Origin of the sequence: Sphingobium sp. PNB, assembly GCF_019873065.1 — a bacterium.
GTDB classification, from domain to species: Bacteria; Pseudomonadota; Alphaproteobacteria; order Sphingomonadales; family Sphingomonadaceae; genus Sphingobium; species Sphingobium fuliginis.
This window is the reverse complement of sequence record NZ_JAINEZ010000043.1, coordinates 1-25,791: the sequence shown is the minus strand read 5'-3', so window position 1 is coordinate 25,791 and position 25,791 is coordinate 1. Positions and strand designations below refer to the sequence as shown.

The 25,791-nt window shown below is 61.9% G+C and carries 24 protein-coding genes; 11 read left to right on the top strand and 13 right to left on the bottom strand.

The window, feature by feature from the left end:
- Positions 1-5: 5 nt before the first annotated feature.
- The 4 genes from K7W03_RS15320 to K7W03_RS15305 are packed head-to-tail and all read left to right on the top strand — an operon-like array spanning position 6 to position 2,977.
- The gene (locus K7W03_RS15320) at positions 6-1,076 is read left to right on the top strand and encodes an aldo/keto reductase (RefSeq protein WP_176598809.1); all 1,071 of its coding nucleotides are present in this window, start codon (positions 6-8) and stop codon (positions 1,074-1,076) included.
- A gap of 2 nt (positions 1,077-1,078) precedes the next feature.
- Entirely contained in the window at positions 1,079-1,438 is a 360-nt protein-coding gene (locus K7W03_RS15315) for an EthD domain-containing protein (RefSeq protein WP_176598808.1), read from the top strand.
- Between the two features lie 19 nt (positions 1,439-1,457).
- On the top strand, positions 1,458-2,657 hold the full coding sequence (locus K7W03_RS15310) for an MFS transporter (protein WP_222886738.1): 1,200 nt from the start codon (positions 1,458-1,460) through the stop codon (positions 2,655-2,657).
- On the top strand, positions 2,654-2,977 hold the full coding sequence (locus tag K7W03_RS15305) for a DMT family transporter (RefSeq protein WP_176598806.1): 324 nt from the start codon (positions 2,654-2,656) through the stop codon (positions 2,975-2,977). Before K7W03_RS15310 ends, K7W03_RS15305 begins: the two co-directional genes overlap by 4 nt.
- Before the next feature lie 4 nt (positions 2,978-2,981).
- Here K7W03_RS15305 and K7W03_RS15300 read toward each other — a convergent pair whose 3' ends face one another.
- Genes K7W03_RS15300 through K7W03_RS15285 form a run of 4 tightly spaced genes read right to left on the bottom strand, consistent with a single transcriptional unit; the run spans position 2,982 to position 6,242 of the window.
- Complete coding sequence (locus K7W03_RS15300) at positions 2,982-3,299, bottom strand: 2Fe-2S iron-sulfur cluster-binding protein (protein WP_176598805.1); 318 nt, start codon at positions 3,297-3,299, stop codon at positions 2,982-2,984.
- Positions 3,296-4,225 (bottom strand): enoyl-CoA hydratase-related protein, encoded by a 930-nt coding sequence (locus tag K7W03_RS15295; RefSeq protein WP_176598804.1) that lies wholly within the window; start codon positions 4,223-4,225, stop codon positions 3,296-3,298. The genes K7W03_RS15300 and K7W03_RS15295 overlap by 4 nt, the downstream gene beginning before the upstream one ends.
- A 15-nt stretch (positions 4,226-4,240) precedes the next feature.
- Complete coding sequence (locus K7W03_RS15290; protein WP_176598803.1) at positions 4,241-5,446, bottom strand: acetyl-CoA C-acetyltransferase; 1,206 nt, start codon at positions 5,444-5,446, stop codon at positions 4,241-4,243.
- A gap of 13 nt (positions 5,447-5,459) precedes the next feature.
- Positions 5,460-6,242 (bottom strand): SDR family NAD(P)-dependent oxidoreductase, encoded by a 783-nt coding sequence (locus tag K7W03_RS15285; protein ID WP_176598802.1) that lies wholly within the window; start codon positions 6,240-6,242, stop codon positions 5,460-5,462.
- 220 nt (positions 6,243-6,462) lie between these two features.
- On the opposite strand from K7W03_RS15285, the gene K7W03_RS15280 reads away from it, so the two are divergent.
- The gene (locus tag K7W03_RS15280) at positions 6,463-7,407 is read left to right on the top strand and encodes an NAD(P)-dependent oxidoreductase (protein ID WP_222886737.1); all 945 of its coding nucleotides are present in this window, start codon (positions 6,463-6,465) and stop codon (positions 7,405-7,407) included.
- Between the two features lie 342 nt (positions 7,408-7,749).
- Here K7W03_RS15280 and mobF read toward each other — a convergent pair whose 3' ends face one another.
- From mobF to K7W03_RS15265, 3 genes are read right to left on the bottom strand one after another with little or no spacing between them, the layout of a single operon-like run.
- On the bottom strand, positions 7,750-10,530 hold the full coding sequence (mobF, locus tag K7W03_RS15275) for a MobF family relaxase (RefSeq protein WP_222886736.1): 2,781 nt from the start codon (positions 10,528-10,530) through the stop codon (positions 7,750-7,752).
- A complete protein-coding gene (locus K7W03_RS15270; RefSeq protein ID WP_222886735.1) occupies positions 10,527-12,593 on the bottom strand; it encodes a type IV secretion system DNA-binding domain-containing protein in 2,067 nt (688 codons plus the stop codon). Before K7W03_RS15270 ends, mobF begins: the two co-directional genes overlap by 4 nt.
- The gene (locus tag K7W03_RS15265; protein WP_176598798.1) at positions 12,590-12,889 is read right to left on the bottom strand and encodes a CopG family transcriptional regulator; all 300 of its coding nucleotides are present in this window, start codon (positions 12,887-12,889) and stop codon (positions 12,590-12,592) included. Before K7W03_RS15265 ends, K7W03_RS15270 begins: the two co-directional genes overlap by 4 nt.
- Positions 12,890-13,377: 488 nt before the next feature.
- Here K7W03_RS15265 and K7W03_RS15260 point away from each other — a divergent pair, with 488 nt between their 5' ends.
- A complete protein-coding gene (locus tag K7W03_RS15260) occupies positions 13,378-13,734 on the top strand; it encodes a hypothetical protein (protein ID WP_226870196.1) in 357 nt (118 codons plus the stop codon).
- A gap of 151 nt (positions 13,735-13,885) precedes the next feature.
- Here the strand turns inward: K7W03_RS15260 and K7W03_RS15255 are convergent, their stop codons facing one another.
- From K7W03_RS15255 to K7W03_RS15235, 5 genes are all read right to left on the bottom strand, one after another.
- Entirely contained in the window at positions 13,886-14,899 is a 1,014-nt protein-coding gene (locus tag K7W03_RS15255) for a DUF2493 domain-containing protein (RefSeq protein ID WP_222886734.1), read from the bottom strand.
- Positions 14,900-14,980: 81 nt separating this feature from the next.
- Positions 14,981-15,472 (bottom strand): DUF736 domain-containing protein, encoded by a 492-nt coding sequence (locus K7W03_RS15250; RefSeq protein ID WP_086485663.1) that lies wholly within the window; start codon positions 15,470-15,472, stop codon positions 14,981-14,983.
- Between the two features lie 742 nt (positions 15,473-16,214).
- Positions 16,215-16,514, bottom strand: coding sequence for a hypothetical protein (locus K7W03_RS15245; protein WP_222886733.1), 300 nt, complete (start codon positions 16,512-16,514; stop codon positions 16,215-16,217).
- Positions 16,511-16,795: a hypothetical protein gene (locus K7W03_RS15240; protein WP_222886732.1), complete on the bottom strand. Its 285-nt coding sequence runs from the start codon at positions 16,793-16,795 to the stop codon at positions 16,511-16,513. The genes K7W03_RS15245 and K7W03_RS15240 overlap by 4 nt, the downstream gene beginning before the upstream one ends.
- A 132-nt stretch (positions 16,796-16,927) precedes the next feature.
- Positions 16,928-17,344, bottom strand: coding sequence for a hypothetical protein (locus K7W03_RS15235; protein ID WP_222886731.1), 417 nt, complete (start codon positions 17,342-17,344; stop codon positions 16,928-16,930).
- A 414-nt stretch (positions 17,345-17,758) separates the two neighbouring features.
- On the opposite strand from K7W03_RS15235, the gene K7W03_RS15230 reads away from it, so the two are divergent.
- Positions 17,759-18,514 (top strand): MucR family transcriptional regulator, encoded by a 756-nt coding sequence (locus tag K7W03_RS15230; RefSeq protein ID WP_222886730.1) that lies wholly within the window; start codon positions 17,759-17,761, stop codon positions 18,512-18,514.
- Positions 18,515-18,660: 146 nt separating this feature from the next.
- Here the strand turns inward: K7W03_RS15230 and K7W03_RS15225 are convergent, their stop codons facing one another.
- Positions 18,661-19,833 carry a hypothetical protein gene (locus tag K7W03_RS15225; RefSeq protein WP_222886729.1) on the bottom strand — a complete coding sequence of 391 codons (1,173 nt, stop codon included), beginning with the start codon at positions 19,831-19,833 and terminating at the stop codon, positions 18,661-18,663.
- 269 nt (positions 19,834-20,102) lie between these two features.
- Here K7W03_RS15225 and K7W03_RS15220 point away from each other — a divergent pair, with 269 nt between their 5' ends.
- The 4 genes from K7W03_RS15220 to K7W03_RS15205 all read left to right on the top strand — a co-directional run bounded on the left by K7W03_RS15220 (position 20,103) and on the right by K7W03_RS15205 (position 25,032).
- Positions 20,103-20,453, top strand: coding sequence for a MarR family transcriptional regulator (locus tag K7W03_RS15220; protein WP_226870195.1), 351 nt, complete (start codon positions 20,103-20,105; stop codon positions 20,451-20,453).
- A 138-nt stretch (positions 20,454-20,591) separates the two neighbouring features.
- Positions 20,592-21,278: an RNA polymerase sigma factor gene (locus tag K7W03_RS15215; protein WP_319024320.1), complete on the top strand. Its 687-nt coding sequence runs from the start codon at positions 20,592-20,594 to the stop codon at positions 21,276-21,278.
- Entirely contained in the window at positions 21,271-22,335 is a 1,065-nt protein-coding gene (locus tag K7W03_RS15210) for a FecR family protein (protein ID WP_222886727.1), read from the top strand. The genes K7W03_RS15215 and K7W03_RS15210 overlap by 8 nt, the downstream gene beginning before the upstream one ends.
- A 144-nt stretch (positions 22,336-22,479) precedes the next feature.
- Entirely contained in the window at positions 22,480-25,032 is a 2,553-nt protein-coding gene (locus tag K7W03_RS15205) for a TonB-dependent receptor domain-containing protein (protein WP_222886726.1), read from the top strand.
- Positions 25,033-25,791: the final 759 nt, after the last annotated feature.

Below are 25,791 nucleotides of genomic sequence, written 5' to 3'. Positions count from 1 at the left end.
ACGCTATGCGCTATTCCCTGCTAGGCCGCAGCGGGCTTCGTGTTTCGAAGCTCGCTTTGGGCACCATGACCTTCGGAACAGCGGCCGACTGGTCGCGTCCCGAAGAGGAATGCCGCCCCGTCTTCGACGCCTATGTCGAGGCGGGTGGCAATTTCATAGACACCGCGAACATGTATACCGGCGGGGAGAGCGAGAAGATGATCGGACGTTTCATCGCGTCCGATCGCGACCGCTTCGTCGTTGCGACCAAATATGCCAATGCCGTCCCCGGCCGAAGCGATCCCAATGAAGCGGGGGTCCATCGCAAAAGCCTCGTCCGGTCGCTGGACGCCAGCCTGAAACGGCTCGGAACCGACTATATCGATCTCTATTTCGTTCACTGGTGGGACTTCACCACGCCGGTGGAGGAGGTGCAGAGGGCACTGACCGACGCCATCGCGGCAGGCAAGATTCTTCACATCGGTCTTTCCGACGTACCCGCATGGGTCGTGTCGCGCGCGCAAACGTTCCACGACCTGCGCGGCCTCGCGCCGATCAGTTGCATGCAGCTCGAATATAGCCTGGTGCAGCGCTCGATCGAACGCGAGCATATACCGCTCGCGCAGGCGCATGACATCGGCATCACCGCCTGGTCGCCGCTGGCGGGCGGCATATTGAGCGGCAAATATACCCGCCCCGGCACGGCCGATGACGGATCGTCTAAGCGCATGGACTCCATGCAGTTGCAACAGCTCAATGCCCGCAACTGCACAATCGCAGTGGCGGTCGAGGAGGTTGCCAACGAACTGGGGGTCAAGACATCGCAGGTCGCCCTTGCCTGGATCATCGCACGCGATGTGATCCCCGTCGCCGGTGCGACCCGGGTGGAGCAGATGAAGGAAAATCTGGCCGCGGTGACGCTGGAACTGCCCGAAACGGCGATAGCACGCCTGAACGCCGCCAGCGCCTTCGACGCCGGCCATCCCTATTCGATGCTGAACTGGGACATGCCGATGGCACTCGGCTATGCGGGCATGTTCGACCAGATTGATATTCCGCGCTTCCCTCCCCATGATTTCGGGCCGCAGGAGCATTGAGCATGGCGACGACGCTAATCGTCTTTATCAAGCGCCGCCCGGGCATGGTGCCGGAAGCCTTCTCCCGCTACTGGCGCGAGGTCCACGCCCCTCTGCTGCTGGCCTGCACCGATTTCAGCCGCCACATTCTGCGCTACGAGCAATTTCACGGCACGGCGCAGACCGCGGCTCTGGGTGCCATGTTCGGCGCTTCCGGTGATTTTGACGGCGTCGCGGCCATCACCTTTGCCAATGCCGAAGCGCTCGAAGAAGCCTTTGCCGAGCCGCGTTACCTGGCGGACGTCCGGCCGGACGAGCCCCATTTCGTCGATCTTCACAATTGCCTTTCCTTCATTGCCAGCCCAGAACTAATCAAAGGGTAGACGTCCGGAGGGGACCGCATTGACGCAGACACTGGCGTATAGACAGGCTCACGCGCCGCGCTCTCCGCTCGTGGCCTTCCTCTGCTTCCTCATCGCTATATTGGAAGGGTTCGATCTGCAGGTCGCAGGCATCGCCGCGCCCAATCTGAAGCTCCAGTTCGCCCTCGATCCCGCAACATTGGGATGGTTCTTCAGCGCGAGCACCATCGGTCTGCTCATCGGCGCGCTTGTGGGAGGCCATTTGTCGGACCGGATCGGCCGGGAGCGGGTTCTGCTTTGGTCCGTCGCAGGCTTTGGCGCGGCATCGATCATCACCGGCCTTTCGCAAAGCCCGGCAATGCTGATCGGCGCTCGTATCGCCACCGGCCTGGGCCTGGGCGGCGCACTGCCCAATCTGCTCGCCTTCACCTCGGAACATGCGGCACCGGGCCGGGAACGGCGGGCCGTCGCCCTGCTCTATTGCGGCGTTCCTGTTGGCGGCGCTTCGGTCAGCCTGATCGGCGCGGCGCTGGGCACGGACTGGCGCACACCCTTCGTGATCGGCGGCCTGTTGCCGCTGTTGCTGGCTGCCCTGCTATGGCGTGTCATGCCTCCCGGCCAGGCGCCGGCACTGGCTCGCGAAGAGCCGCAGGGCATCGCGGAGGCGCTTTTCGGCCAGGGCCGGCTGATTGCTTCGTTGCTGATCTGGACCAGCTTTTTCGCCACGCTCATCATCCTCTATCTGGTGCTCAACTGGCTGCCGACCTTGCTGACCGGGCTTGGCCTCAGCCGCCAGACATCCTTCCTCGCGCAGCTTGCCTTCAACTGCGGCGGGCTTGTGCTGTGCGCCGTCACTGCTCCCCTGCTGGACCTGCGTCGGGGGTGGCTCGTTGCGCTGGCGGCCTTCACGGCCATCCCAATCCTGCTCTTGCGCGCCTCGGCTATCGAGGATGCAGGTGCCGCGATCCTGTTCGCGTTCCTGCTGGGGGGAGCAGTGCTTGTTACCCAATCCTATCTTTATGCGCTCGCGCCCCGCCTCTATCCCGCGTCGTCGCGCGGCGTCGGCGTCGGCGCAGCGGTTGCCGCCGGTCGCATCGGCTCGATTGCAGGGCCCTTGCTTGGTGCCCTGCTCGTAGCCTCCGGCGGGGGAATGGGCGCGGTGCTGCGCGGCATCATTCCGGTCGCGCTGGTGGCGGGCGCCGCCGCGATCATCCTTTCCTTGCGGCAGCTTCGATCATGACCGGCTGGACCTGGCTCAGCCTTGCCATCATCGCGAAGGTCATCGCCACCTCCGCCCTCAATGCGAGCGCGGGCTTCAGCCGCGCTGCCCCGGCGGCCGTCGCGATCCCGGGCTATGTGGTCGCCTTCATCTGCCTGTCGATGGCCTTGCGGACGGTGCCGCTGGGCCTTGCTTATGCAATCTGGTCCGGGGCCGGGATCGCGCTGCTGGCGCTGATAGGCTGGCTGGCCTTTCGCCAGTCGCTCACGACCCCGCAAATTGCCGGACTGGCCCTCATTCTATCAGGCATTGCGCTGATGCGGCTGCCTATCGTGCGCTAAACCCTCAGTCCTCCGGCGCGATGGTGATGTCGAGCCGTTCGACCGCATCGCCGATCACCAGCTGGCAGGCCAACCGCGATCGCGCGGTGCGGTGGTCGCTGCTGTCGAGCAGATCATTCTCATCATCGTTCATCGCCTCGAACTGCCCGGCATGATCGGGCAAGACATAAACGTGGCAGGTCGCGCAGGAACAGCATCCCCCGCACAGTGCCAGCAGCTCGTCCAGCCCCGCGTCCCGGATGCTCTCCATCAGGTTCATGCCGGGGACGATGGCAATTTCATGCACCTCGCCCCGGCGTGACGTGATCCTGATCCCGCTCATGCCGCGGGCGCCTTGGTTTTGCGGTTGAGAAAAGCCGAGACACGTTCAGCCGCCACCGGTGTGCGCAATGTATTGAGGAAATAGCGGCTTTCGATCCTCAGCCCGGCGTCGATCGGCACCTGCGATCCTTCATAGACCGCCTTCAGGATATTCCCGTCCGCATCATTCGTCCGTTCACCCCCGCGCCTCGCGGCGATTGCCGGGCCGAAAAGCGCATAGCCCGCCAGCATATGAGGACCACCTCCAGGAAGGCGGAAGCCCTTCTCGTCCCATGGCGCGCTGCTTCGGCCGCCTGCGGCGATCCACTGGTGCGCACGGTCGAACGCCTGCTCGCGGCTGGCAGTCTCATCGATCACGCCCAGAGCCACCGCATCCTCAATGCTCATCGCTTTGCCTTCGAGCAGATAGGGCAATGACGGCATCAGACCAGCCAGCCGCAGGAGCCGTTGCGTGCCGCCTGCTCCCGGCATTAGGCCCAGCGTCGCTTCCGGCAGGCCAAGGCGCAGCCCCTCCTCCTCTATCGCGATCCGATAGTGGCAACCCAGCGCCAGTTCCAGCCCGCCGCCCAGCGCCACGCCGGCAATCACGACGACCAGGGGCTTGCCCACCCTTTCCAGGTCGCGAATGCGCCCGCTGAAATGGCCCGCCTCGAATAAGGCCGCCTGCAACTCCTCCTGTGTGCCCGCCGCACGCCACCGCTCGATATCGGCCTGGAGTTCATGGAGGTCTGCACCCGCGCAAAATCCGCTCGGCTTGCCCGAACAGAGGATGGCGCCAATGATCCGCTCATCCTGCCGGATGATTTCCGCCAGTTCGCCCAGATCATGCTGGACAGCATGGCTGATGGTGTTCATCGACCGACCCGGCATGTCGAAGGTGACGATGGCAACGCCGTCCGCGCCGACGTCCAATGTGAAATTTTCCATGTTTCGTCCCTCCCGTCAGACGCGCTCGATGACCGTGGCGGTGCCCATGCCTGCGCCGACGCAGAGATTGATGAGCGCCGTCGCCTTGCCCGATCGCTCCAGTTCATCGACCATCGTCCCCAGGATCATGCCCCCAGTCGCGCCCAGCGGATGACCCATGGCGATCGCGCCGCCATTGACGTTGATCTTCGCTGGATCGATGTCGAGCGCCTGGATGTAGCGCAGCACCACCGCCGCGAAGGCTTCGTTAAGCTCGAACAGGTCGATGTCGCCGCGCTCCATGCCGAGCCGGTCGAGCAGCCTGCGCGTGACGAACTCGGGGCCGGTGAGCATGATCGTCGGGTCCGACCCGATCGACGCAGTGCCCAGGATGCGCGCCCGAGGTTTGAGTCCGGCGGCCTCGCCCGCTCCCTTGGACCCGATCAGCACGGCCGACGCGCCATCGACGATACCGGAAGAATTGCCGCCATGATGGACATGGTTGATCGGCCCCATTTCGGGATAGCGCGCCTGCGCCACCGCGTCGTAGCCCGACTCGCCCATCTTAATGAAGGCGGGCTTCAGCGAGCCCAGCGACTGAAGATCGGATTGCGGCCGCATATGTTCGTCATGGTCGAGGATGACGATTCCCGCTTGGTCCAGCACCGGCACGATCGATCGCGCGAACCGCCCCTCCTGCCAAGACAGCGCAGCGCGCCGCTGGCTTTCGACGGCATAGGCGTCAACATCCTCACGGCCGAAGCCATGGATGGTCGCGATCATGTCTGCGCCAATCCCCTGCGGCGCGTAATAATGATCGAAGGCGAAGGTCGGGTCGACCATCATCGCGCCGCCATCGGCCGCCAGCGCGACGCGAGACATGGATTCCACGCCCCCCGCAATGGCAAAGCGCGCTTCACCCAGCGCAACCTTGGCCGCCGCCATATTGCATGCCTCCAGACCCGAGGCGCAGAAGCGGTTGACCTGCACACCCGGCACGCGCTGGTCATAACCCGCGACCAGTGAGGCGATGCGGGCGATGTCGCTGCCCTGCTCACCCACCGGCATGACGCAACCCAGGATGACATCGTCCACCAGCGCGGTGTCGAGGCCATTGCGATCCCGGACCGCCTGCAACATCTGCGCCGCCAGCGAAAGTGCGGTGATCTCATGCAGCGCGCCGTCCGGCCGCCCCTTGCCGCGCGGGGTGCGCACGGCATCGTAAATATAGACCTCAACCATGATGATCCCCTGTTCAGCGCGGCGCGAGCCGGATCGCGCCGTCGAGGCGGACGGACTCACCGTTCAGATAGCTGTTGCCGATCATGTGCAGCGCCAGCGCGGCATATTCCTCCGGCGCGCCAAGACGTTTGGGGAAGGGCACCGAAGCGCCCAGCGCAACCTGCACATTTTCAGGAAGGCCCCGCATCATCGGGGTCAGGAACAGACCCGGCAGAATGGTGTTGATGCGGATACCCTCACCCATCAGGTCGCGGGCAATTGGCAGCGTCATGCCAAGGACGCCCGCCTTGGATGCTGAATAGGCCGCCTGCCCCATCTGCCCGTCCTGCGCCGCAACGCTGGCCGTACAGACGATGGCGCCTCGCTCGCCATCGGCCAGCGGCTCAAGATCCAACATCCCCTGCGCGGAAGCAGCGATGCAGCGAAAGGTGCCGAGCAGATTGATCTGCACAACCCGCTCGAAATCCTTCATCGGAAATCGGGCGGTGCCGCCGCCTCCCTTGCTCCTTGACGCGGTCTTTATCCCGTTGGCTATGCCGGCGCAGTTGACGAGGATGCGTTCCTGCCCATGCGCATGGCGCGCCTTTGCAAAAGCCGCGTCGACCTGCTCGTCGGAGGTCACGTCGACCTGGCAGAATATGCCACCAATCTCCTGCGCAACCGCTATGCCTGTTGCCTCGTTCATGTCGAATATCGCTACTCGCGCGCCCGCCTGCGCAAGTGCTCGCGCGCTTGCTTCGCCCAGGCCCGAGGCACCGCCTGTCACCACAGCGGCAACATTTCCGTCTATTCGCATCCTCACCCACTCCAAAAGTAACGCTGCATTTCCTCCGTGTCTGTCACTGGCAGCGCCGGCGGCAAACGGCGCGATGTGACAAGTGATGACCTTTCAGGACAATTTCTGCGCGCCACATATTTTTGGCGTGATGCGCCAATGAGTGTCGCGTCGTGCCATGGTGAGAAAACGCGGAACGACCGATTGTTGCCGCATCCTGACAATCAGTTGGCGAGGATAAATGCATATACTCATCACCGGGCCGGCGGGCTCCAAAGCATTTTTGGAGCAGCTCGCCCGCGCGATTGATAGTCAGGCGGCGCAGATCGTCTGCCGTTATGATCTAGAGCGACCATCCGACTATGAGAACTGGCAAGAGGTGGAGATACTTGTCGCCTTCGCCAGGCCTTGCGATCACGAAGACATGCAGCGCGCTCCACATTTGCGCGCGATCGTTCTGCCCTCTCTCGGATTCGAAGGCATCGATGTCGATGCCGCTACCCGAAGAGGTATTGCTGTGGCAAACGGACATGTCGCTGAAAATTTCGAAACGGTTGCGGAGGCAGCGATTCTGTTCATCCTGATGTCGCTGTACGACATCGAGGCGACACAGGTGCGCCTTAAACGCGATCTCGTGCGCGTAGGCCCCCCCAGAGCTCGTATGCTCAAGGGTAAGACCATCGGCATATTGGGATTCGGCAACATAGCCCGTGCTGTCGTGAAACGACTTGAAGGCTGGGATGTCGACATGTTGATACACACTCGCCGCCATGTTGGAGTCGCCGTAGCGGAACAATGCGATCTGGAGACATTGCTTGAACGAAGCGACGTCGTCGTCCCTCTCCTGCCCCTCACCGCCGAAACTCATGGCATTTTGTCCAAAGAAAGACTGCTTTCGATGAAGGAGGGCGCCATTCTTGTAAATCTTTCGCGAGGCGCAATCATCGACGAGGGCGCATTGTGTGATCCGGAGGTCGTGGCGCGCCTGGGAGGGATAGCGCTGGATGTGTTCGAAAACGAACCATTACCGAGTGACAGCCCTCTCCGAGGGCACCCAAGGGCCATCCTGACCAACCACGAAGTGGCTCATACCAGCGAGAATCTGAGCGCTCTGTTCGCCACCGCTGTGACCAATGTCCAGGCCGCCATGAAAGGCTCGATAATGCCAACAATTCTCAATCGATAGATGCACTGACGCCCTTTGAATGTAGCCGCAACCTTCTCTTCACGGCAGTAACCATATCTTGGAAAAGCGGATCGGGAATGAATTGTAGCCGCCGATGAAATTGCCATCGACCAGTCGCGGGTTTCCCGTAAGCTCCATGAACTTGAGATGGGGAAACAATTCCTCAAAGAGAACGCACTTTTTAAGTTTGACCAGAATTTGGCCTAGGAACATACCAATGGGCGCACTGTGCTTTTCAAAAAGTCGCTTACATATCCTGAACAATGCTATCTGTCTCGAGTTGGCAAATAGTCTGAACCTGCCAGAGCCATCCCGCCGTGAGCGGTCAATCCGCCGTTCGCTTCAAGTTAGGAATGCTCGAAGGAATCGAACCGGTGTCACGCATATTAGCGGGGGAAGACGGCGGCGACTCTCCCGCCGCTGGATTTCCTGTTCGATGCGTTGACGGCGCAGTTCTTCCCCATGGCGCTCGATGAAAATGGTTCGACTATCTCGATCCAGGCGACCAAGCCCTTCAAGTGCCGATGTCTTTTCGCCTGAGTTCCGCTCCAATTTCTGCGCGAGCTTATCTCTGTCTTCCGTCCAGAGCTTCACCCCCAGGCGCGCTCTGGTAATCGCCGTGTAAAAATTCTGACCATTGACCAGACTTGATCCTATCGGAGCCAAGACATAGACACGCGCATAGGTCTTCGACTGCGACGAATACACCGTCTCGGCATAGCCATGGTCCCAGGTCTTGTGGATGGACAGATCAACGGTCTGGATTCTGGCATCCCGATCCCACCTGATGGTCGCAATTGATCCATGGAGCTTCTCGACCGTGCCCCGCTCTGCATTTTTCAGATCAAGCTCTTTGTTGGCCAGTCGCCATTGAACGCGATCCCCGGACGCCAAGTCTCGCTCACCTTGGTCAAAGACATTGATCTGTCGGGGTCGCGTCGATCGGGGATCCCATCGGATAATCCGTCCCTGCTCATCGGCAAGGCGAACGATTTGCCGGCCGTTCTCATTGCGGCCAAGTCCTGCCACGCGATATTCCGCGTCCCGGGCGATACCGGCCTCGGCAATGTCACGCCCAAATTTCACGACCTGCCCACCCGAATAAAAGCGCGCGAACCGCTTCTCTTCATCGGTCATCCCCGCCGGCGACAAAATCTGGACACGACTCTCCTCGATGGCGATGCCCCCCTCCTTCTGGAGCGCTTCCCGTATCTGGGCGTTCACAGCCAGACGAGTGGCATTTTCAAGCACGAGAATGTTCGTGCCAGCGCGATGCTCCGGTTTGAGCCGGGTCCACTCCCTCACCATGTCCTTGGCGAGTATGTCCACGCTCTCCCCGCTTACGACCTTATCGAGAGCGGCGATCGAAGCGGGATAGTCAGCCTCGCGCGCGTACGTAACCGCCGCCTTCATCGACTTGGTTTCCTGCCGTACCGACTCCTTGAGTTCCGCGGTCGGCAACCCCAGTCGTTGCAGCAACCAGAAGGTTTTGCCCTGCTCGATGGCACCGGTCTGGTGATCGTCACCCAAGAGGAGAAGGCGAGCCCCCGTTTTCCGGCTGATCCCCAGCACACGGGAAGCTTGCCGATTGCCGAGCTGCCCGGCCTCATCCAGCACCAGCACATGACGGTCACTGATACCATGCCCGCCCCCGGCAAGCAGGCTGGCAACAGTCCGGGACTCTATGCCAGCATCCTGCCCGAGCTTCAATGTCGCCGACGAGGTCGGTGCGGTCGCGATGAGGATGGTCCCTGGCTCCGCAGCCTCTTTGAGCGTCTTGACCAGCGTTGATTTCCCCGAACCGGCCACCCCATGGATGCCATTCACCCGATCGCGCGAGATCGCGACATCCACCAGCGCCTGTTCCTGGGCAGGCGTCAAGCCTGCCTTGTCGAGCGCGACCAGCAGCCGGTCCGTAGACGCGATGGGCCGAGCATCGTTCAGCGCAAGGGCAAGATGCTGGGTCAATGCCAGCTCAAGACGGGCGGTTTTTCTCGTCGTGCGCCCCCGGGTCAGTATCCGGTCGCCCGTTTGCTCGTGCGTTGCCAGGAGCTTGCGCCGTGCCTCATGGGCTTCGATCATCGGGCGGACGTCAGACAAGCGCACTTCCCCAACATGGGAAGCGAGGCCGAGACGGAATATGCGTCCCAGATTGTTCACCGCTTCGCGCGATTCCGCCTGTCGCATGCCGAACAGGGCGGCCCGGCCGACGTCAGCGGTCCGTGGAACGATCTCCCTCCTCTCCTTTCGGCTCAACAGGTCAAGACCTTCGCGATACCGTTCCGATCGTTGCTGCCATTGCTCCCGCAGCGCCTCGATATCGACCTTCTGCTTGGGAGGCCGGGTCGCATAGAAGGAGGCCTGGCGTCCGGCCTGCCCGGTCAACCCCTCTTCCCGCGCATGGACATCGATCTGTTCGGCACGCCTGGAAAATGCCTTCACCAGATCCTGCGGGACATCTTTGATTTCAAAAAGGCCGGTGCGCGGATCATACTCGATTTCATAACCCAGCTCCCGAAGGCCATGGGCCAGGTCGTTGCGATACACCTGTCCCGCGGTCATTTGCTCCGCAAACATGGCGCGGGTTTCCAGACTTGCCATTTGCGCCTCACCGTCCCGGCCGGTGATGTTCATGACAACCACATGGGTGTGGAGATGGGGGTCGAGTTCCCGGCTGGCATGTTCGGTGAAGCGAGCAAAAATCAGTCGGCCGGTCGTCTCATGGACGATCTCGCCTGCAACGCGGTGCCGCAGGGCGGCATGTTCCTCCAGATAGTCCAACGCCCTCCCAACGGCATTTTCATGTACAGCCAGTATCCGCTCGTCTCCCGCGACCAGCGCCATGATGGAAACCGACTTGGGTGCGTTGACCGCGAAATCCCAACCGGGGTGATGCTCGATCTCCCCGCCCTTGCGGTGTCTTCCAAGCTGCTGCTCCCCAACACGGCCGGAGAGCAGTTGCTCGAATATCTCGTGATCGACCATTCCTTCCAGACCAAGGTCGCGGGCTAGGGACCCTCCCCATTCGGAATGCTCATCGAAACCCTTTTTGTAATAATCGCCGAGCGCATAATAGCGCGCGATGTTACCGGGTTTGCCATGCAGGCGCATGGGATTGATCATGCCGGCCTCGCCTCTTCGCGGGGACCATCGGCGCGGCCATGCTGGACGAGGTTCGACTGGATGCTTCCCTGTCGCGCCGCCAGCAAGGTCCAGGCATCGCGCGGCGGGATCGGCAATTCACCCTGCTCCGCGCCGAGAATGGCGTCGACCTGCGCCGCCTCACTCTCGACCGCAGGCGACCCATCCACGCTCGGCGCACCGGTGGCATAAGCACTGGAGCCCTGCCCCTCCTTAGCGGGAGGACGCAGATCATCACCCTGCTCCCTTTCCCGATCGAGCGCCTCGCGCACCCGGGCCTCGGCCTTGGCCAGTTTTACCAATTCGTCCGCCTTGCTGAGCTGCGCCGGCGGACCCACACGTTCGACAAATGCAGGTTCGTCAGAGGAGACGACATTGTACCGGTCCGCGAACTTGACGACCGGAAGATCACGCCCGAACCGGAGGAAACCGGAAAGATTGGGAAGGTTCGTCACCTCCGTGTGCATGACAAGCGGCCGGGTCACCTGTATCCGGGAGAGATTGACGCCGTCCCGCATGTCGTTGACGCCATAGCTCATGCCTTCATTGGCTTCGACCTGTTCGACCTGCCCAAGATTTTCCGAAACATGCTTGGCGGTCGGGGTATCATTGGCGCGCAGCGCCACCCAGGTCGAACAGTAACCTGTGATGGCGGCGGCGTCCTGAATGCCATAGGTCGCCTCAAGCTGCGGGTAGCTTTGAAATCCCAATATCCCGCAGCCGCCATATTTGCGCGCGCGGGCAAGGAAGTCGCTCAAGGAGGGCAGCTTCTGGAGCGTTGGAAGTTCGTCGATGACGCAATAGAGTCGCCGGTCCCGATCCGGCATGAGGCTCATGATGGCGCTGATGGCGATGTCGAGCCAGACCGTGATCAGGGGGCGGAGCGAGGGGAGCTGGTCCGCTTTTACGGTGATAAACAGCCAGCTTCCCGGCTTCCCTTTTTCGACCCAGTCGCGGATGGAGAAGCCGTCCTCGGTGTCGTCGAGATAAGAGAAGCTGCGCATGACCGAGGCCAGTTCCGCCTGGATGCCGGCCGAGGTCCGGTCTCCCTCCATGCTGAGGAAGGCTGCGGCATCGGTGCCCGCCGCAAACGCCACAAGATCCTTGAGCTTGGACCGGAGCAGCCGATCAAGGAGCAGGGAGACATAGGTGTGCTTCTGCCGGGCGAGCTTTCGCAGGACTGCTACCAGAGTCCCTCTCGCCGCCTTCGCCCAGAAGGGATCACCGCCCTTGTCCGGGATCGTGGACTCGGCGATCTGGTCATAATGATAGTCGCGCGGGACATCGACCCAGGGGGACCAGCGAGCGGTCCGCTGGTCGAGGGGATTGAGCAGCGTGTCATATTGCGGCCGATAGAATTTCTCGACGAAGGTGCCGGCCGTATCATAGACGATCGCCCGTCGACCCGAGACGCGAATGCCGTCGAGCATCTTGACGATGAGGTTGGTTTTGCCGGTGCCGGGCGCTCCGCAGAGGAGGATATGCTCAGGCTCGAAAGCCTCCGGCACGGGTACACCGCCGATCGTAAGCGCTCCCTTTTTCTGCCAGATCAGTGCGCGCTTCAATTGACCGACGGTGCCGAAGCGGGCGCCCCGCAGGAATTGATTGGAGCCCAGGCCGCGCCCCGTGCGGGTGAAATAGAACCAGGCCCAAAACAGCATGGCGAGGGCGAAGACACCCGACAGAGCAGCCCCGTGCAGGAGGTAGCTTTCAAAGGCGGCAAGGGTGTTATGGGCAAGCCTGGAGTCGAGCAGGGCCTTGGGCGTGGTCCAATATTGCAGGCCCGCCGGTGTCCTGAACAGGATCGGCGTGACGTTGCCGGGAACGGTATCGCCCATGAAGGTCGCCTGACCGATCTTCACCAGGACAAAGCGCTCATAATCGGAGGATTTTTCGAGCGCATACCAGATGATGCCGCCGATCCAGATCACCATCCCTGCAAGGCATGTCTGGTAGAAGACCTGGGTGGTCATGCGAACATTGTGAACGATGGCCTGCCCACCCCTCGTCCAGCTGCCGAGCGTATCATTGCGGAAGATGCTCATGAGCGTCCCTCCTCGGCCAACAGGCCCCGCTCATCGAGCAGTTGGCGGGCATAGCCTTGCCCCTTTTCGAGGGCCTGTGGCGATCGTTCGCCGATCGCGGTCACGAGGATGGCGAAGGTCTGGATTGCCACGGCCAGGATCTCGTCTTTTGACGAGTAAATATAGGTACGGTCGGGATCGGCGGCCCGGGTCAGAACCGATCGGATGAACGCGGACAAACTGAGATCGGCCCCATGGGCACGACGCAGCAGACGCCGATGGAGGGCGTCGTCGAGACGAAAAGTAACTGTGACCATGCACAAGCTCCGATGATACGGAGCCCCTGCCGGGGAGGTGAAGCACAGCCTTTATAGTTGAAATAACCGGATTTTTCAACGCCTCGAGGACAGCACGTTGAGAATGTCAGGATGCGGCAAAGTAATATGGATCATACCGCGTCATTTCAGTATCTTATCGAGAAAATGCGATGGTCCGGTCATACCAGTATGACAATCGGCAGTGCATCGGTAACACCCGTATGACGCCCGCAAAGCCGCAGAAATGCTGGGAAAACGCCGTGCAGCACCCGTGCGTGGGGTGCATTACACCCGCCTCCGGCGTGCGTCCCTCGCCCGCAGCGCGCTTGCCCGCTGCGCCCGTCGATCCCGATCGGCGCGGGTCTCCCCGGCAGGGGAGCCGCGCTTGATCGGTTGCGCTCTGTCGGTGGGAAGGCGTTGCAAGCGAAAGCTCCTTGGTGGATAGTCGGGACTGGCGAGCAGACCTCCTTCCTAGAAGGAGTCCAAACATGCCCAAGATGACGGAACGGGAACGGCTCGCGAAGATCGAGGCCGACCAGCGCAACCTCGCGCAAGAAGCCGAGACGGTGCGGCGCGGATTGCGCGCGCAATATGGAAAGGTCGCGACCGAGATTGCCGTGGAGAGACTGAGCGAGCGCGAGTTTCGCGATGTCCTCGGCCAAGCGATCAGGGTCGGCGGTGGTGCCGCGCTGGCAGCCTTGAAGGCGCTTCCGGCCGCGTCCGATGATCCGCCCGCACGGGGTTTGCCAGCGAAAACTGGTGGCGGCGCGCGGGGGAAGCCCGGTGCCGCGCTGCCTCCCGGATCGGAGGCCGGAGGAGCGAGCCAGGCGACGGTGCAGCCTTAGCGGAAAGGGGAGCGACGTTGGTGGGCGGAACGCCCGGCAAAAGGAGCGACGCGGGGGAAACCGTTCGGGTTTCCCCCGCTCGTGCGACAAGCACGACAAGGGACCGGCTGCGGTGTGCCGCGCCGGTCCCTCTCGTTGGGTGTTCGTCCGATCAGGCCGCTATGACGCGGCGCTTGCGCTTGATCGGCACATCGGGTTCCTGATCGGTCCTCATGAAAACATGGGTCGGGACGCGATGGCCCTTCTCCGGGTTGAGCAGGTCATAGAGGCTCGACTGGATGCCGGAGCCTTCGCACAGCAAGGCTTCGACCGGCATAAGCTCGGCAATGTCGCGGTTGCGCTTGAAGCCCTTGCCCTTGCCGCGTCCATAGAGGCCGAACGCGATACAGACGGCACCGCGTTGCGCCGCCCATGCTGCGGCGGCGGCGTCCACACCGGCGCGTTGCCCGGTGGTGACAAGCACCATATTGGGAATGCGCGCCCTGATCTGGTCGAGCCTGTTCCAGATGACGCGCCAGTCGTGCCAATCCTGCGGGCCGGAGACGACGACGACGGGGCCTTGCGGGTCGTAGCGATCGCGCCGCCGTTCGGATCGTGCGCGCAGGAAGTCCAGTGCGGAAATCTGGCTGGCGGTGGTGACGTGCGACGCGCGCGATCCCCGAGCCGGGGACCATGGGCGACCGGCATAGGCGCGATACATCGCGGCGGCATAGTCGCGCATGGCTTCCATGGCGGCGCGCTGCTCGGCGACCGACTGGCATTCAAGCTGGGTGTCTTCCAGTTCCTTGTTGAACACCTCGCCCGGCTCCAATCGGCGCGCCATGTCGCGGATCGTATCGGCCAGCCTGTCCTCCCGGCTTTCCAGCTTGTTCGCGACGAAGTGAAAGCTGTTGACGAAGCCCCATGCGAGTTCCGGCGCAAGCGGGTCCAATCGCGTATCGTCCAGCAGGTCGAAAATGGCGGCGATGATCCCGCCGCATTCCGCCTGCGCCGCGAGCGGGTTGGGCATGGTGTGTTCGGCGGGTTCCTCGCCCGCGTCGATGATGGTGAGGGGCAAGGGATCACCGAACGATGCCACGAAATCGGGCGTGGCAGTGAGTTCGGCATAGAGTTCCGGCAGGTCGGCAAAGCTGCTAACGCTGCGCAAGGCCGTTGGCTTGCTCATGGGATGGGTTCCTTTGGTCGGGTGACGGTTCAGGGTCCGGGGAAGCGTTCCAGCGCTCCCCCGGCCCGCCTTTGGTGCCGCTTAGAAGGGCACGTCTTCGTCAAGGCCGCGCCCGTTCCCGGTATATTCGCCGCCGGGGCCTGCGGTGCTGCCGCCGGAGAAGCCGCCGCCCGACCGTCCGCCGAAACCGCCCTGCCGCTGGCCGCCGCCGGAGCGTCCGCCAAAGCCGCCGCCCTGTGCCTCGCGGTCGCGTTCGCGCCGCCACTGGACATCGAAGCCGTTCGTCTCGTCCCCGAAAAGGGCGATGGGGAGCGGCTCGCGGAAGCTCGGGTCATCGACCATGCCGGACAGGAACACCTCGTCATTGGACTTCATGCGGCGTTCCCAGACGACACCGATCTGGATTTCGTCGCCCGCGCGGTTCGTCTCGTAGATTTCATAGACGGGGGCGCTGTCGCTCTGTCGATCCTCGACACGGCGCATGATGAGGTAGGGAAAGCGCATCTCGCGAGTGGCGATCTTGCCGATAATGTCGCTGGCGCGTTCGTCGAACTTGAAGCTACCGATCTTCATGACTTCATCCTTTCTCTCGGGTGTGGGCCGTTTCTCTTTCCCGGCCGCATCCAAACCCTACTCCCTCCCCTCCATTACTTCCATGTTATTGATTTATTGACAGATTTTCATCGTATCTGGTGAGCCCGAGCATCAAGCGGCCGCGTCAGCGGCCCACAAATGACAAAGACGCACCGGCCGCGTAGCGGTCGGTTCCGCTTGAATGGAAAGGGAGCGTGGGCCGGCTCGATCGTCATCGCATCCGGAGCCGCCCTCGCAGGTCCGAAGGCGCAGGGCGGGGCTCTTGTCCGCAAGAAGCACGGGAGGGGCTCTAGCGAAGCTTGGCGAAAAGGGGCCGGCGCTTCTGTTGAAAACAGACAAACATCGCCGGCCCCTTTTCGCCTAGCGTAGCTTTGTCCCGACGCAATTCTTGCGGACGAAACCCGTCCTGCAACGCACGGATCCTGCGAGGGCGGCGAAGGGGGCGATGCGGTCGGGCTGGCTCCACGATCCGCATCGCGCGACTAGCGCGATTCCTTAGGCGAAGCCTGCATTGCGGTCGTCGTGCGGCCGGACCCTTCGGTCGAGAGGGAAGCGCCTCACATGCCGCGCGCACCCGCGGAAGGGATCGTTACCGCGAAGCGGACAAGACCCCGCAAGGGGGCTTGGTCGGAGCGTAGCGGAGATAGAGCCCGGTGCCCGCCTCGGGCGGGCATCCGCCCACCCCGGCCACGACTGTCGGCCATTGCGAACCCCGCTGCGGTCATGTGATCGGTTCAAGGATTTCGCCACCGCCGCGTCGAATGCCCACGCAATCGCTGCAAAGCCTGAGCGACGGCACCCCGGGCATTGCCTCGGCTGCGTTCACGAGGCGATAGTCGTCGGCCGGATCGCCGCATGCCGAACAGACATCCGGTGACCCCATACGCTGGATGGAGATGCGCGAGATGGCGCCAAGCACCGTGACATGATCGTCCGGCCCGTAAAGCTCGCGCTGGATATTGTGCGCCTGCACGCCGTCATCGGCTGAGTCTACGATCGAGCCGTGCTGGACGCAGATCATGGCGTGGGATAGAAGCCCTCGTAGCAGGCACCGTCGCCCTGGCTCCAGAAACCGGTGAAGTAGATGCGCGGCTCGCTGCGTGTCCCTCCGCCATGGAGGCGCACGATATTGGTCTTGAGGCTGACACCGAGAATGTCGCAGGCCCGTTCGAAGTCATCGTATGTGAAGTCGTGCCAGTCATAGTCGAGGCCGGTTTCCCGATACCAGCTGCGGGCGTTTGTCTTAGCGCGCTCGGACAGTTCTTCGAGCCGATAAGTCTCGATTTCCATGAGTTCGGGCATGGTCTGGGATCCTTGTGGGATGCGGCCGAGGCCAGGGGAAGCCGCTTCGCGGTGCGGTGCCGCGAGCGCGGGCTTGTTCGCTATTGAGGGAAGCCCGGTTGTCTGCGCCCTCGTCGGCCGGGGCGGCGGACGTCAGGAGGGGTTCGGGGCCTCGTGGCGGGCGATGATCCTGCGCGCGAGCTGCTCGATCTCGGCGCGGTCGGCAGTCTCGGTGCAATCGCCGGAGAGCACCACGAGGTCGTTCAGGGCCGCGCTGCCTTTGCTGATAAAGATCCGCCAGACATTTCGCCGGATTTCGCCCTGCTCGCGAGGTTTGGTGTCGAGGTGGAACATATCCACCCACTGGCGCCGACCGGGATCATCGGAGAGATCGGCCCAGTCACCGAGCATTGCCCAAACGGCATAGCCATCGATCCGGGCGTGATGCTCGCGGGCGGCGCGACGCTCGGCGTCCCTTTTGGGCTGTTCCCGCCTTGCCCTGGCCTCCGCCTGCTTCCATCGGACCGATGCCAGGCCGAGTTCGAGGCCCTGGATGACGTCGGGCGCCACGGCTTGTCGCCCAGCACGATTTTCGAGAGCGGCAGCGTGTTGGGATAAGTCGGTTCCAGCGTGTTCACGGCTGATCTCCTTATGGAATGTGGCTGGTCCGTCCGGCCGGGCCGCGTGCGCGCCTCGGCGGTCCGGTCTATCGACGGGGAAGTTGCGCGGAGCGATGTCGGTTTGGGCATCGAGGGTGCGGGCATGACGACAATCCCGAGCCGACTGCCCAAACCCTCCCCCTTCCCTCCCCTGGCGCAGAAAGATCTGCAGGCGGGGCCATTGCGTTCAGAGGGTTGGATGCCGCGCGCCGAGCGTTGAGCGCTCTTGAACATTGCGCGCTTCAGGCGGCACCGGCGTCGCGGACTATCGCGTGACCACGCGGCGGGTCAAGACCGCTATTTCCAGCCAGAAGAAGGACGTTGCATGGCCGAGACCGAAGAAGCGGGCGTCATGTCTTTGACCGTGACGCTACTCAGCGCTTATTTTGCGAACAACACCGTCCCAAGCAGCGAACTGCCTGCACTCGTCGAGAGCACACGACGGGCCCTGCTGGGCGGCGGACCAGTCGCTGCCTCGGCGCCCGAAGTGAAGACCGAGGAAGACGGGGTCGAAGTCCCCGCTCCCGCATCCGATTTCAGGCCGGCCGTGACGGTGGAGGAAAGCCTTGCCTCGCCCGACCAGATCCTGAGCCTGATCGACGGGAAGCCATACAAGGCGCTCAAGCGTCATCTCTCGACGCATGGACTGACGCCGGCCGAATATCGCGCGCGCTATGGCCTGTCCGCCGACTATCCGATGGTCGCGCCGGGCTATTCCGCAGCGCGGCGCGAAGTCGCGATGCGGCTTGGATTGGGTGGAAAGCGCAAGGGCGTGTCGCCGCCTCCAGCGCCCGAACGCGAAGTTGCGCCGGCAAGTGTCGTAGAAGCGGCAGCGCCGGTTGCTGTCGAGGTTCCTCCGGCAAAATCCGAACCCGTTCGGCGCGCTCGTGGAAAGGCTGCGCGGGCGGAAGCTGCGGCGGTCGCGTCCAAGAACGCCAAGCGTAAGGCGGCGAGTCGCGACGCCAAACCCATTGCGGCCAAGGCCGCACCGAAGCCCAGACGGAGCCAGGCACCGAAGGCCGTCGACGCTGCAGCGACGCTACCGGATACAGCGCCCGTCGAGGCGCCTGCGGCCGGCTAGTGGTGAAAATCTTACGCTTGACACCCAAGCCGTCTCCGTCCGCTGTCGCCGACATAGCGGTCGTAACGGAAACGGAATCAGCTCTCTGAAACCGGCCGTTCATTCATAACATTACGGACGGCCGGAATGACCCCGCCGGCGGGCGGTCAGCGCATGACCTCGTTGATGAGGCTGGTCGGCCGGCGCTGGCCCAGGAGCGTCTTTACGGCGTCGCCCGATGCCTTCTCGGCTGCCTTATCGAGGCGCTGCGGCATGTCGCCGCCGATGAGCCTAAAGTCGGGGTCGCGGCGAGGCGATGGGCTGAGCAGTTGCCGGCGGTCCGCGGAGGCGATGCCCAGCTCCATGAAGCGCCACCTCTCATGGGGGTCGTTGGCGGCGGCGGCGAGCGCGAACCAGTGCGCTGCATGTGCGGCACGCTCGTATCTCGCACGCGCGGCACTGGCCGCTCCGCCAAGGAACCCGCGTCCCCAGTCGCGACGGAGCAAAGCGTCGGAATGCGCGTTGGCTGGGCGGAATGAGGCCGTGGTGATTGCGAGCGCATGGTCGGCCGCCGCATCCGAGGCCAGGCGCTCGTCGATGAAGCGATCGAGCCACTCGTCCGCACCTGCCGCCACCGCGGCGAGAGTCAGGCGCTCGATTTCCCGATCGTCGAGGGCGCCGCGATACGCATCGAGTCTAAGGCGGTCGATCTCTGGCGACGGGGTCGCCGAGAACAGCGCGAGGTGGCGGAGCTGGTGCTTCGCATCACCGACCTGCACAACGAGATGCGACTCTACCGACCAAAGATGCGCGAGGACACTGGCCGCGAGAACCGGGTCGATCTCGGCATAATTCTGGGCCAGCGTGAAGCCTAGGTTCTGCAACTGGCGCAGGGCGCGGGGATCCTCCGTTCGGAGGATCGTGCGCAGCCATCCGGCGTATCGCTCGCTCTGCGCGCCCGCGAGTTCGGCGAGACCGACGGTGTATGGGCGGCGCGCGAAGGCTATGGCGCTTTCGCTCATCAGGCTGGCCATGAAACGGTCGACCTGGTCGCTCAGTAGCTGTCGGCGATTCGCGAACTTGGCGCCAGAGGCGTCGCTCATTTCCTCGTTGAGCGCCTCAATGGCTGCAACCGGATCGTCGGGCCTCTTCTCTCCTCGATCGACTAGGTTCATCTGGGTTTCGGCGGGGTCCTCGCCGACTTCGAGCACGATGATGGCATCACGCGGCTCGTCCATGGTGAGCGGTTCCACCAAGTCGTCGATGACCGCCTCGATGGTGTCCGCGAGCCGGTCGCGTGCTGCGGGCATGCGTTTGGCTGATGCAATGCATTGCTTCATGAACGCCCCACTCGAACTCAGAGTCCGATTTAGCGGCCCCCACATAATCATCCAGAATGGATAAATGCAGTCCGGAATCCATTTACGGGCAAGAACTTACAATATGGCGCGTGGAGACATGAGATTCTTTCTCGCCTGAGAAAGGAGCGTGTCATGCCCATTCGCCCTAAGATGATTCCCGTCGGTTCCCGCCCGTCCGACAAGTCGGATCGGGAGCAGCTGAAATGATGGAGGGTTCGCGCATCACAGCCACCGTAAACAGGTGCAGCATGGTCGATTTTGCAGAACAGGTGCAGCGGTTGCGAGCAGATGAGTTCGGCCGGGACTTATTTACGATTCCCGCATTCGAGATGCTCCTCGATCTCTATACCTGCAGGAGTCGCCAGCCGCGTTCGCTGACCGCTCTAACAGCAGCATCGAGCGCATCGGAACGGAATTCGCAACGGATCGTCCACCGACTGGCTCAACGCGGGCTGGTCAAACTCCAACGCGATCCGAACGATGGCCGAAGGATCCTTGTCGAGCTGGAGCCGGCGGCGAGAGAATTGCTCGACCGCTTCTTTGACCGGTTGGTCGAACTCGTCGCGGTTCCGCCGGCGCGCAAGCAGAACGAGGCCTGATGAGGCGATGCAGATGGGAAAATGGGAGTTCCCTTCTTGTAGCGCCTTGCAACCATCTGGAAATCGTTGCAGAGTTTTCGCGCAGCGCGGGAAACGGCTGGGGACCGCCTGCAGGATAAACCTTCCAGGCATGGCAACGTGTCCATCCATGACGGTTGGGCGCACGCATTGGACGCTATTGCCCGCCACCCTTGGGTGGTCCTGTCATGCTGCCTTCGCTACTTTTCTGGCGTCGCCCTTTGGCGCGCTTCGCCCTCCAAACGTGCGCGTAGACCAATGTTTCGCGGCAACGGGGATGATGGCATCTGCGCGCGTGCGTCTGCACGCTATGAAGATCGCCAGTTCGAAGCCGTTTATCGAAGGGAGGCGCCGAAGCTGCTTTCCTTTCTCAAGCGGCGCATCTGGCTCGAGGAGGACAGGCATGATCTGGTGCAGGAGGCTTTCACGAGGCTGGTCGCTTCGCGATCCACCGCCGCCTTGAGCAATCCCGGGGCTTATTTGCAGGGCATTGTTCGACATCTCCTGGCCGATCGCGTGCGCGCCTGGACCAAGGCACAATCCTTCGATCCCGTGGTATATTCGGCCGGCGAGGAGATTGCCGGGCCGGACGCCATCGCGGAAATAAACGAGATGCGGCACCGCTATCGACTGGCTGTCGAGCGCCTCCCGCCAAGGACGAAAGAGGTATTTTTGTTACATCGCGCTGAAGAACTCGGGTATAGGCAGATAGCCGAACAACTCGATATCAGTATCCGGACCGTGGAGTGGCATGTGGCGGAGGCCATTGTGCGCATTGGCAAGATTATCGGAAATGCCCATGGCTGAAGATGAGATGCCGGAGGCTATGCCGAGGATGGACCAGCAGATGCGTGAGGCATCTCTGTGGTTCGCCAGGATGCGGGGTCCTGATGCCGAGGAGTGGCGCGCCCAGTTCGAGCAGTGGCTCGCCCTCGGGGCATCGCATCGAGGCGCATACAACGAAGCTGGCGAGATATTCGCATTGGGGCGCTTCATGGCGGCTCAGGACGAAGAGCAAACCAGTGAAGCCAACGACAATGAAGAGAGCGGACGCGCTTGGAAATGGGTGGCAATCGCAGCCAGTCTCCTCCTGACCGTCGGTATCGGAGGATGGATCGCAAAGGTGGAGTTACCAGGCGCTGGAGAGGCTCCGGTCCAGGTGGCACAGCCCAAGGTTGATCAAGCGGTCGAGCGCCAGCACTATGCGACGCTGAACGGTTCCCGAAGGACGGTGCGGCTCGCAGATGGTTCGTCGATCGATCTCGATCCCAACAGTGAACTCCTCACGAGCTTCAGCACTGGTCGGCGCGAGTTGAAGCTCGAACGTGGTCGTGCCCGCTTTGATGTTGCGCATGAGACGCGCCCCTTTGTCGTCCTAGCTGGTGGAGGAAGCGTGACTGCACGCGGGACGATCTTCGACGTCAGTCTAGATCGCTATGAGCGCGTAACCGTTAGGCTGCTGCGCGGTGCAGTCGACGTCGAACGCCCCAGCACTATCAAGGGAACGACCGGCCGGACAGCCGTGGCGCGTCTTGAACCGGGCGAGACCCTCAGCTTCGCGGCTATCACGCCGACCGTGCTTCGATCCGCGCCGGGAAGAGCCGAGCTTCAGCCTATAGCCCCGCTACCGGCCATCTCGGCCGTGCGTGAGTATGAGCGCACGCCCCTCGCTGCGGTCGTGGCCGAAGCCAACATGGATTCTACAACCGCTATCCGTCTGGGCGATCCGAGTATTGGGACGTTGCGAGTTAGCGGCCGATTCCGGGTAAATGATGCCGATCAGGTCGCCGACCGACTTGCCACTCTGTTCGATCTTGAAGTCGAAAGGACCAAACCGGACGAGATCACGCTCCGGAAGCGATAACCGAAAACTTTTTTGTCCCTTACCCCGTAGGTTGCAGTTTTGTTGCGATGCTCCCTGAAAATCTCGCCAAATTGTCGGGAGTTTCGAAGGGGGCAAAAGATGGTTCGAATGGGGTCTCGGTTTCGGTGTGCGCTTCTTGCGGCCGTGGCGGTCGGTACGGTGGTGCCTGCCGCCCCTGCTCTTTCGGCGGCGGAGCGTCGCATCGAGTACAACATCGAGGCTGGCGATCTCGGCGAGGCCCTTAAGACCGTGAGCCGCCTGTCGGGGAAGGAGATCATCTTCAACTCCGAAGCGGTGCTCGGGAAGAACGCTCTCCGATTGCACGGAACTTTCAGCGCTGACGAGGCGGTCCAAGCGCTCCTTGATGGGACTGGGCTAACAGCTCAGTTCCGAAAGGATGTCATCATCATCCGGGGGCGATCGGAGCCGTCGAGAGATTTGACGGATCGCTCGACGGATCAAAGTGAGATCGTGGTCACCGGATCACGGATTCGTGGAAGCGAGCCCGCTTCGCCCATTACCGTCACGACGAGAAGCGATATCGAGAAGCGTGGCATTACAGATATGGGCGGCTTTGCCCGAAGCCTCGTGCAAAACTTTTCTGGAGGACAAAACCCGGGTATTCCCGGGGGCGGACAGGGCGGCTCTGAAAATGTCACCTCATCGTCCGCGTTGAACCTTCGCGGACTTGGCGCCGACGCGACCCTGACGCTCTTTAATGGGCATCGCGTCGCGTATGATGCGATTAGCCAGGGTGTCGACATAACCGCTGTGCCTCTGGCGGCTGTCGATCGGGTCGAAGTGGTCGCCGATGGCTCGTCGGCGCTTTATGGCTCCGACGCTGTTGGCGGCGTTGCGAATGTGATCCTACGGCGGGATTATGATGGTGCGTTAGCGTCCGCCAGATGGGGGGCCGCCACCGACGGCGGAGACGTCGAGCAACAATACGACCTCGTGACCGGCCGCCGTTGGTCAACGGGGGGAATCATGTCCGCCTTCGACTTTCGGCATTCGACGCCGATCACCGCTGGGCAAAGATCATACACCCAAACAAATGACCCCACCGAGACGCTTCTCAACGGCCAAACTCAATACAGCGTGGTTCTCGCCGGCCACCAACAACTCGCAGACGGCCTCATGTTTGAAGCAGATGGTCAGTTCAGCCGCCGGGAAAACGATATCTGTGTCAACTTCACTGCGACAGACGGCTGCTTGGTTTCCGGTAGCAAGATCGCCGTCGATACTCAGATGTGGACAGTTGCGCCTTCACTCCGTCTACAGACCATCGGAGGCTGGGAAGCGAAGCTCGCCGGCGTTATTGGCGAGAGCCGCGTAGATCAAGAGGTTGATACCACATTTACGAACGTGCTCGTCGAGCATCAAAGCGGCAGTTACATCAACCGCATAAGGTCGGTCGAAGCTAGCGCGGAGGGTCCCTTGTTCCGCCTGCCAGGCGGAACCGCCCGCATGGCAGCCGGCGGAGGATTGCGGAACACGCGGTTCACAATCGACGTCGCCTCAATCGCTGGCGGCATAACCACACCTCGTTCAGACTTTTTCGTTGATCGAAACACCTACTATGTCTTCGGCGAGGTATCACTTCCGATCATTAGTCCATCGAACAACATCTCTTTAGTTGAGCGCCTCAGCATTACAGGTGCCCTCCGATATGAAGACGTTAGCCGCGCCGGCAAGGTTGCAACACCCAAGGTGGGGATCGTCTTTGCGCCGTCGCCTGATATCGCGTTCAAATTCAGTTGGGGAAAATCGTTCAAAGCACCAACGCTCTATCAAACCGGCCGCCCGCGGATCGGCTATTCACAGATTGGAGAGACATTCTATTCCCCGCCAAGTCCTCGGCCCGGCACCGTACTCTATCTGGTCGGCGGAAACCCTGACCTCAAGCCCGAGCGAGCAACAAGCTGGACCGCAACGATCTCGTTCACACCCACGATCGTTGAGGGGCTGAGGATCGATACAAGCTATTTTCGGATCAAGTACCGCGATCGGGCCGTATCGCCGATACCCAACAACTCACTCGGTTTCGTCGACATTTACAAGAAATACGTAACTCTGAACCCGACGAGAGCGCAGCTCCTGGCAGCGCTAGCCGGCACGTCGAGCGTCTCCGATCGCGGTGGAGGAGATGTGCTCTCGGCGGATGTCGTCGCCATCGTTACCAACTACCTGCAGAACGCGTCTCGTCAATCGATAGAAGGGTTCGATATTTCCGCTGAATACAAGCTGTTAGAAACGCCAAAAGACCAAGTTACGCTTTGGACAGCTGCGAGTTATCTCAAGAGCAATCAGCGACTGTCCGAAGGGCAGCCAACGATCCAGCTAGCCGGAACGATCTTTCAGCAACCTCATTGGAGGGCAACGGGCTCCGTTGACTGGCGCCACAATAACCTATCTCTGACTGGCACCTATAATCATATCGGAGGCAGCCTCGACAATCGGATCGATCCATCAGTCGAGGTGCATTCTTACAATTCTTTCGACATCTCCGCAAAACTCGACGGCCAGAGCGACAGTGGCATATTGAAGGGCGCTTCTCTGACCCTGACGCTTCTGGACATATTCAATGAAAAGCCGCCATTCGTGAGGACCACGAGCTCGATCGGCTACAACTACGACGCGAACAACTATCCAAGCATAGGGCGCTTCATCGGCATTACGATCAGCAAAGCGCTCTGATGCCACCTATCGCAATTGGGCGGTTCGCCACCGTCCTACTCTTGCTGCTGCTCATAGCGCAGGCACAAGGGGTCCATTGTAAGCCGCTTAAGGATCAGGTTGAGCGCACGCTGAAACCCCTTACACCCGCCGCACTTGCTGGGCTAGTGGATATCGGGCCGATGGAACTTGCCCCTGGTAGGCACTTCTTGGCGTTATCTCCAGATCATCGAAAAGTTGCCTTTCAGGTGCGGCAAGGCAATCCAGCTACGAACAGCTATCGGTTGAGAATGGTGGTGCTGGATCTCGGCAAAAATACTCGCCCAACGGTAATTGACGAAGGGGGCGATCTCACTCTCCTACGAGTGCCCGGTTTGAATGGGGCAATTGTGGACACAGGGCTACCCGCCACAATCGAGCCCCAGTGGTCGCCCGACGGTAGGTACGTATATTTTCTAAAGCAAGTTGACGGGACGTCGCAGATCTGGAGGGCCTTGGCCACCGGCCACAACAGTGTTCCCGTGACGCGAACCGGTCACAACATCGACGACTTTGCGTCATCGTCAGACGGGCGGAGCCTTACATATTCGACGACGGTCCCTGACCCAACAGTCCTGGCGGGGTTAGAAGAGGAGGCGCTGTCCGGATATCGATATGATGGCCGCTTTGTTCCATTGGTTGATACCGCCCCCTCGGCTATAGCGCGACGATCTGGGTGAGAGGTCAGCGACTATCAGGATGAGAACAGATTGTCGCGGCGGGTTCATGGTGCCGGGTTAG

Bases quoted from the DNA above. Each gene is read 5' to 3' on its own strand.
- K7W03_RS15270 (WP_222886735.1), bottom strand. From the start codon at position 12,593: ATGAGCATCTTCCGCAATGATACGCTCGGCAGCTGGACGAGGGGTGGG.
- K7W03_RS15240 (WP_222886732.1), bottom strand. From the start codon at position 16,795: ATGCCCGAACTCATGGAAATCGAGACTTATCGGCTCGAAGAACTGTCC.
- K7W03_RS15245 (WP_222886733.1), bottom strand. From the start codon at position 16,514: ATGATCTGCGTCCAGCACGGCTCGATCGTAGACTCAGCCGATGACGGC.
- K7W03_RS15290 (WP_176598803.1), bottom strand. From the start codon at position 5,446: ATGGTTGAGGTCTATATTTACGATGCCGTGCGCACCCCGCGCGGCAAG.
- K7W03_RS15300 (WP_176598805.1), bottom strand. From the start codon at position 3,299: ATGAGCGGGATCAGGATCACGTCACGCCGGGGCGAGGTGCATGAAATT.
- mobF (WP_222886736.1), bottom strand. From the start codon at position 10,530: ATGATCAATCCCATGCGCCTGCATGGCAAACCCGGTAACATCGCGCGC.
- K7W03_RS15220 (WP_226870195.1), top strand. From the start codon at position 20,103: ATGGTCGATTTTGCAGAACAGGTGCAGCGGTTGCGAGCAGATGAGTTC.
- K7W03_RS15260 (WP_226870196.1), top strand. From the start codon at position 13,378: ATGCCCAAGATGACGGAACGGGAACGGCTCGCGAAGATCGAGGCCGAC.
- K7W03_RS15230 (WP_222886730.1), top strand. From the start codon at position 17,759: ATGGCCGAGACCGAAGAAGCGGGCGTCATGTCTTTGACCGTGACGCTA.
- K7W03_RS15320 (WP_176598809.1), top strand. From the start codon at position 6: ATGCGCTATTCCCTGCTAGGCCGCAGCGGGCTTCGTGTTTCGAAGCTC.
- K7W03_RS15295 (WP_176598804.1), bottom strand. From the start codon at position 4,225: ATGGAAAATTTCACATTGGACGTCGGCGCGGACGGCGTTGCCATCGTC.
- K7W03_RS15285 (WP_176598802.1), bottom strand. From the start codon at position 6,242: ATGCGAATAGACGGAAATGTTGCCGCTGTGGTGACAGGCGGTGCCTCG.
- K7W03_RS15280 (WP_222886737.1), top strand. From the start codon at position 6,463: ATGCATATACTCATCACCGGGCCGGCGGGCTCCAAAGCATTTTTGGAG.
- K7W03_RS15225 (WP_222886729.1), bottom strand. From the start codon at position 19,833: ATGAAGCAATGCATTGCATCAGCCAAACGCATGCCCGCAGCACGCGAC.
- K7W03_RS15265 (WP_176598798.1), bottom strand. From the start codon at position 12,889: ATGGTCACAGTTACTTTTCGTCTCGACGACGCCCTCCATCGGCGTCTG.
- K7W03_RS15315 (WP_176598808.1), top strand. From the start codon at position 1,079: ATGGCGACGACGCTAATCGTCTTTATCAAGCGCCGCCCGGGCATGGTG.
- K7W03_RS15255 (WP_222886734.1), bottom strand. From the start codon at position 14,899: ATGAGCAAGCCAACGGCCTTGCGCAGCGTTAGCAGCTTTGCCGACCTG.
- K7W03_RS15305 (WP_176598806.1), top strand. From the start codon at position 2,654: ATGACCGGCTGGACCTGGCTCAGCCTTGCCATCATCGCGAAGGTCATC.
- K7W03_RS15250 (WP_086485663.1), bottom strand. From the start codon at position 15,472: ATGAAGATCGGTAGCTTCAAGTTCGACGAACGCGCCAGCGACATTATC.
- K7W03_RS15210 (WP_222886727.1), top strand. From the start codon at position 21,271: ATGGCTGAAGATGAGATGCCGGAGGCTATGCCGAGGATGGACCAGCAG.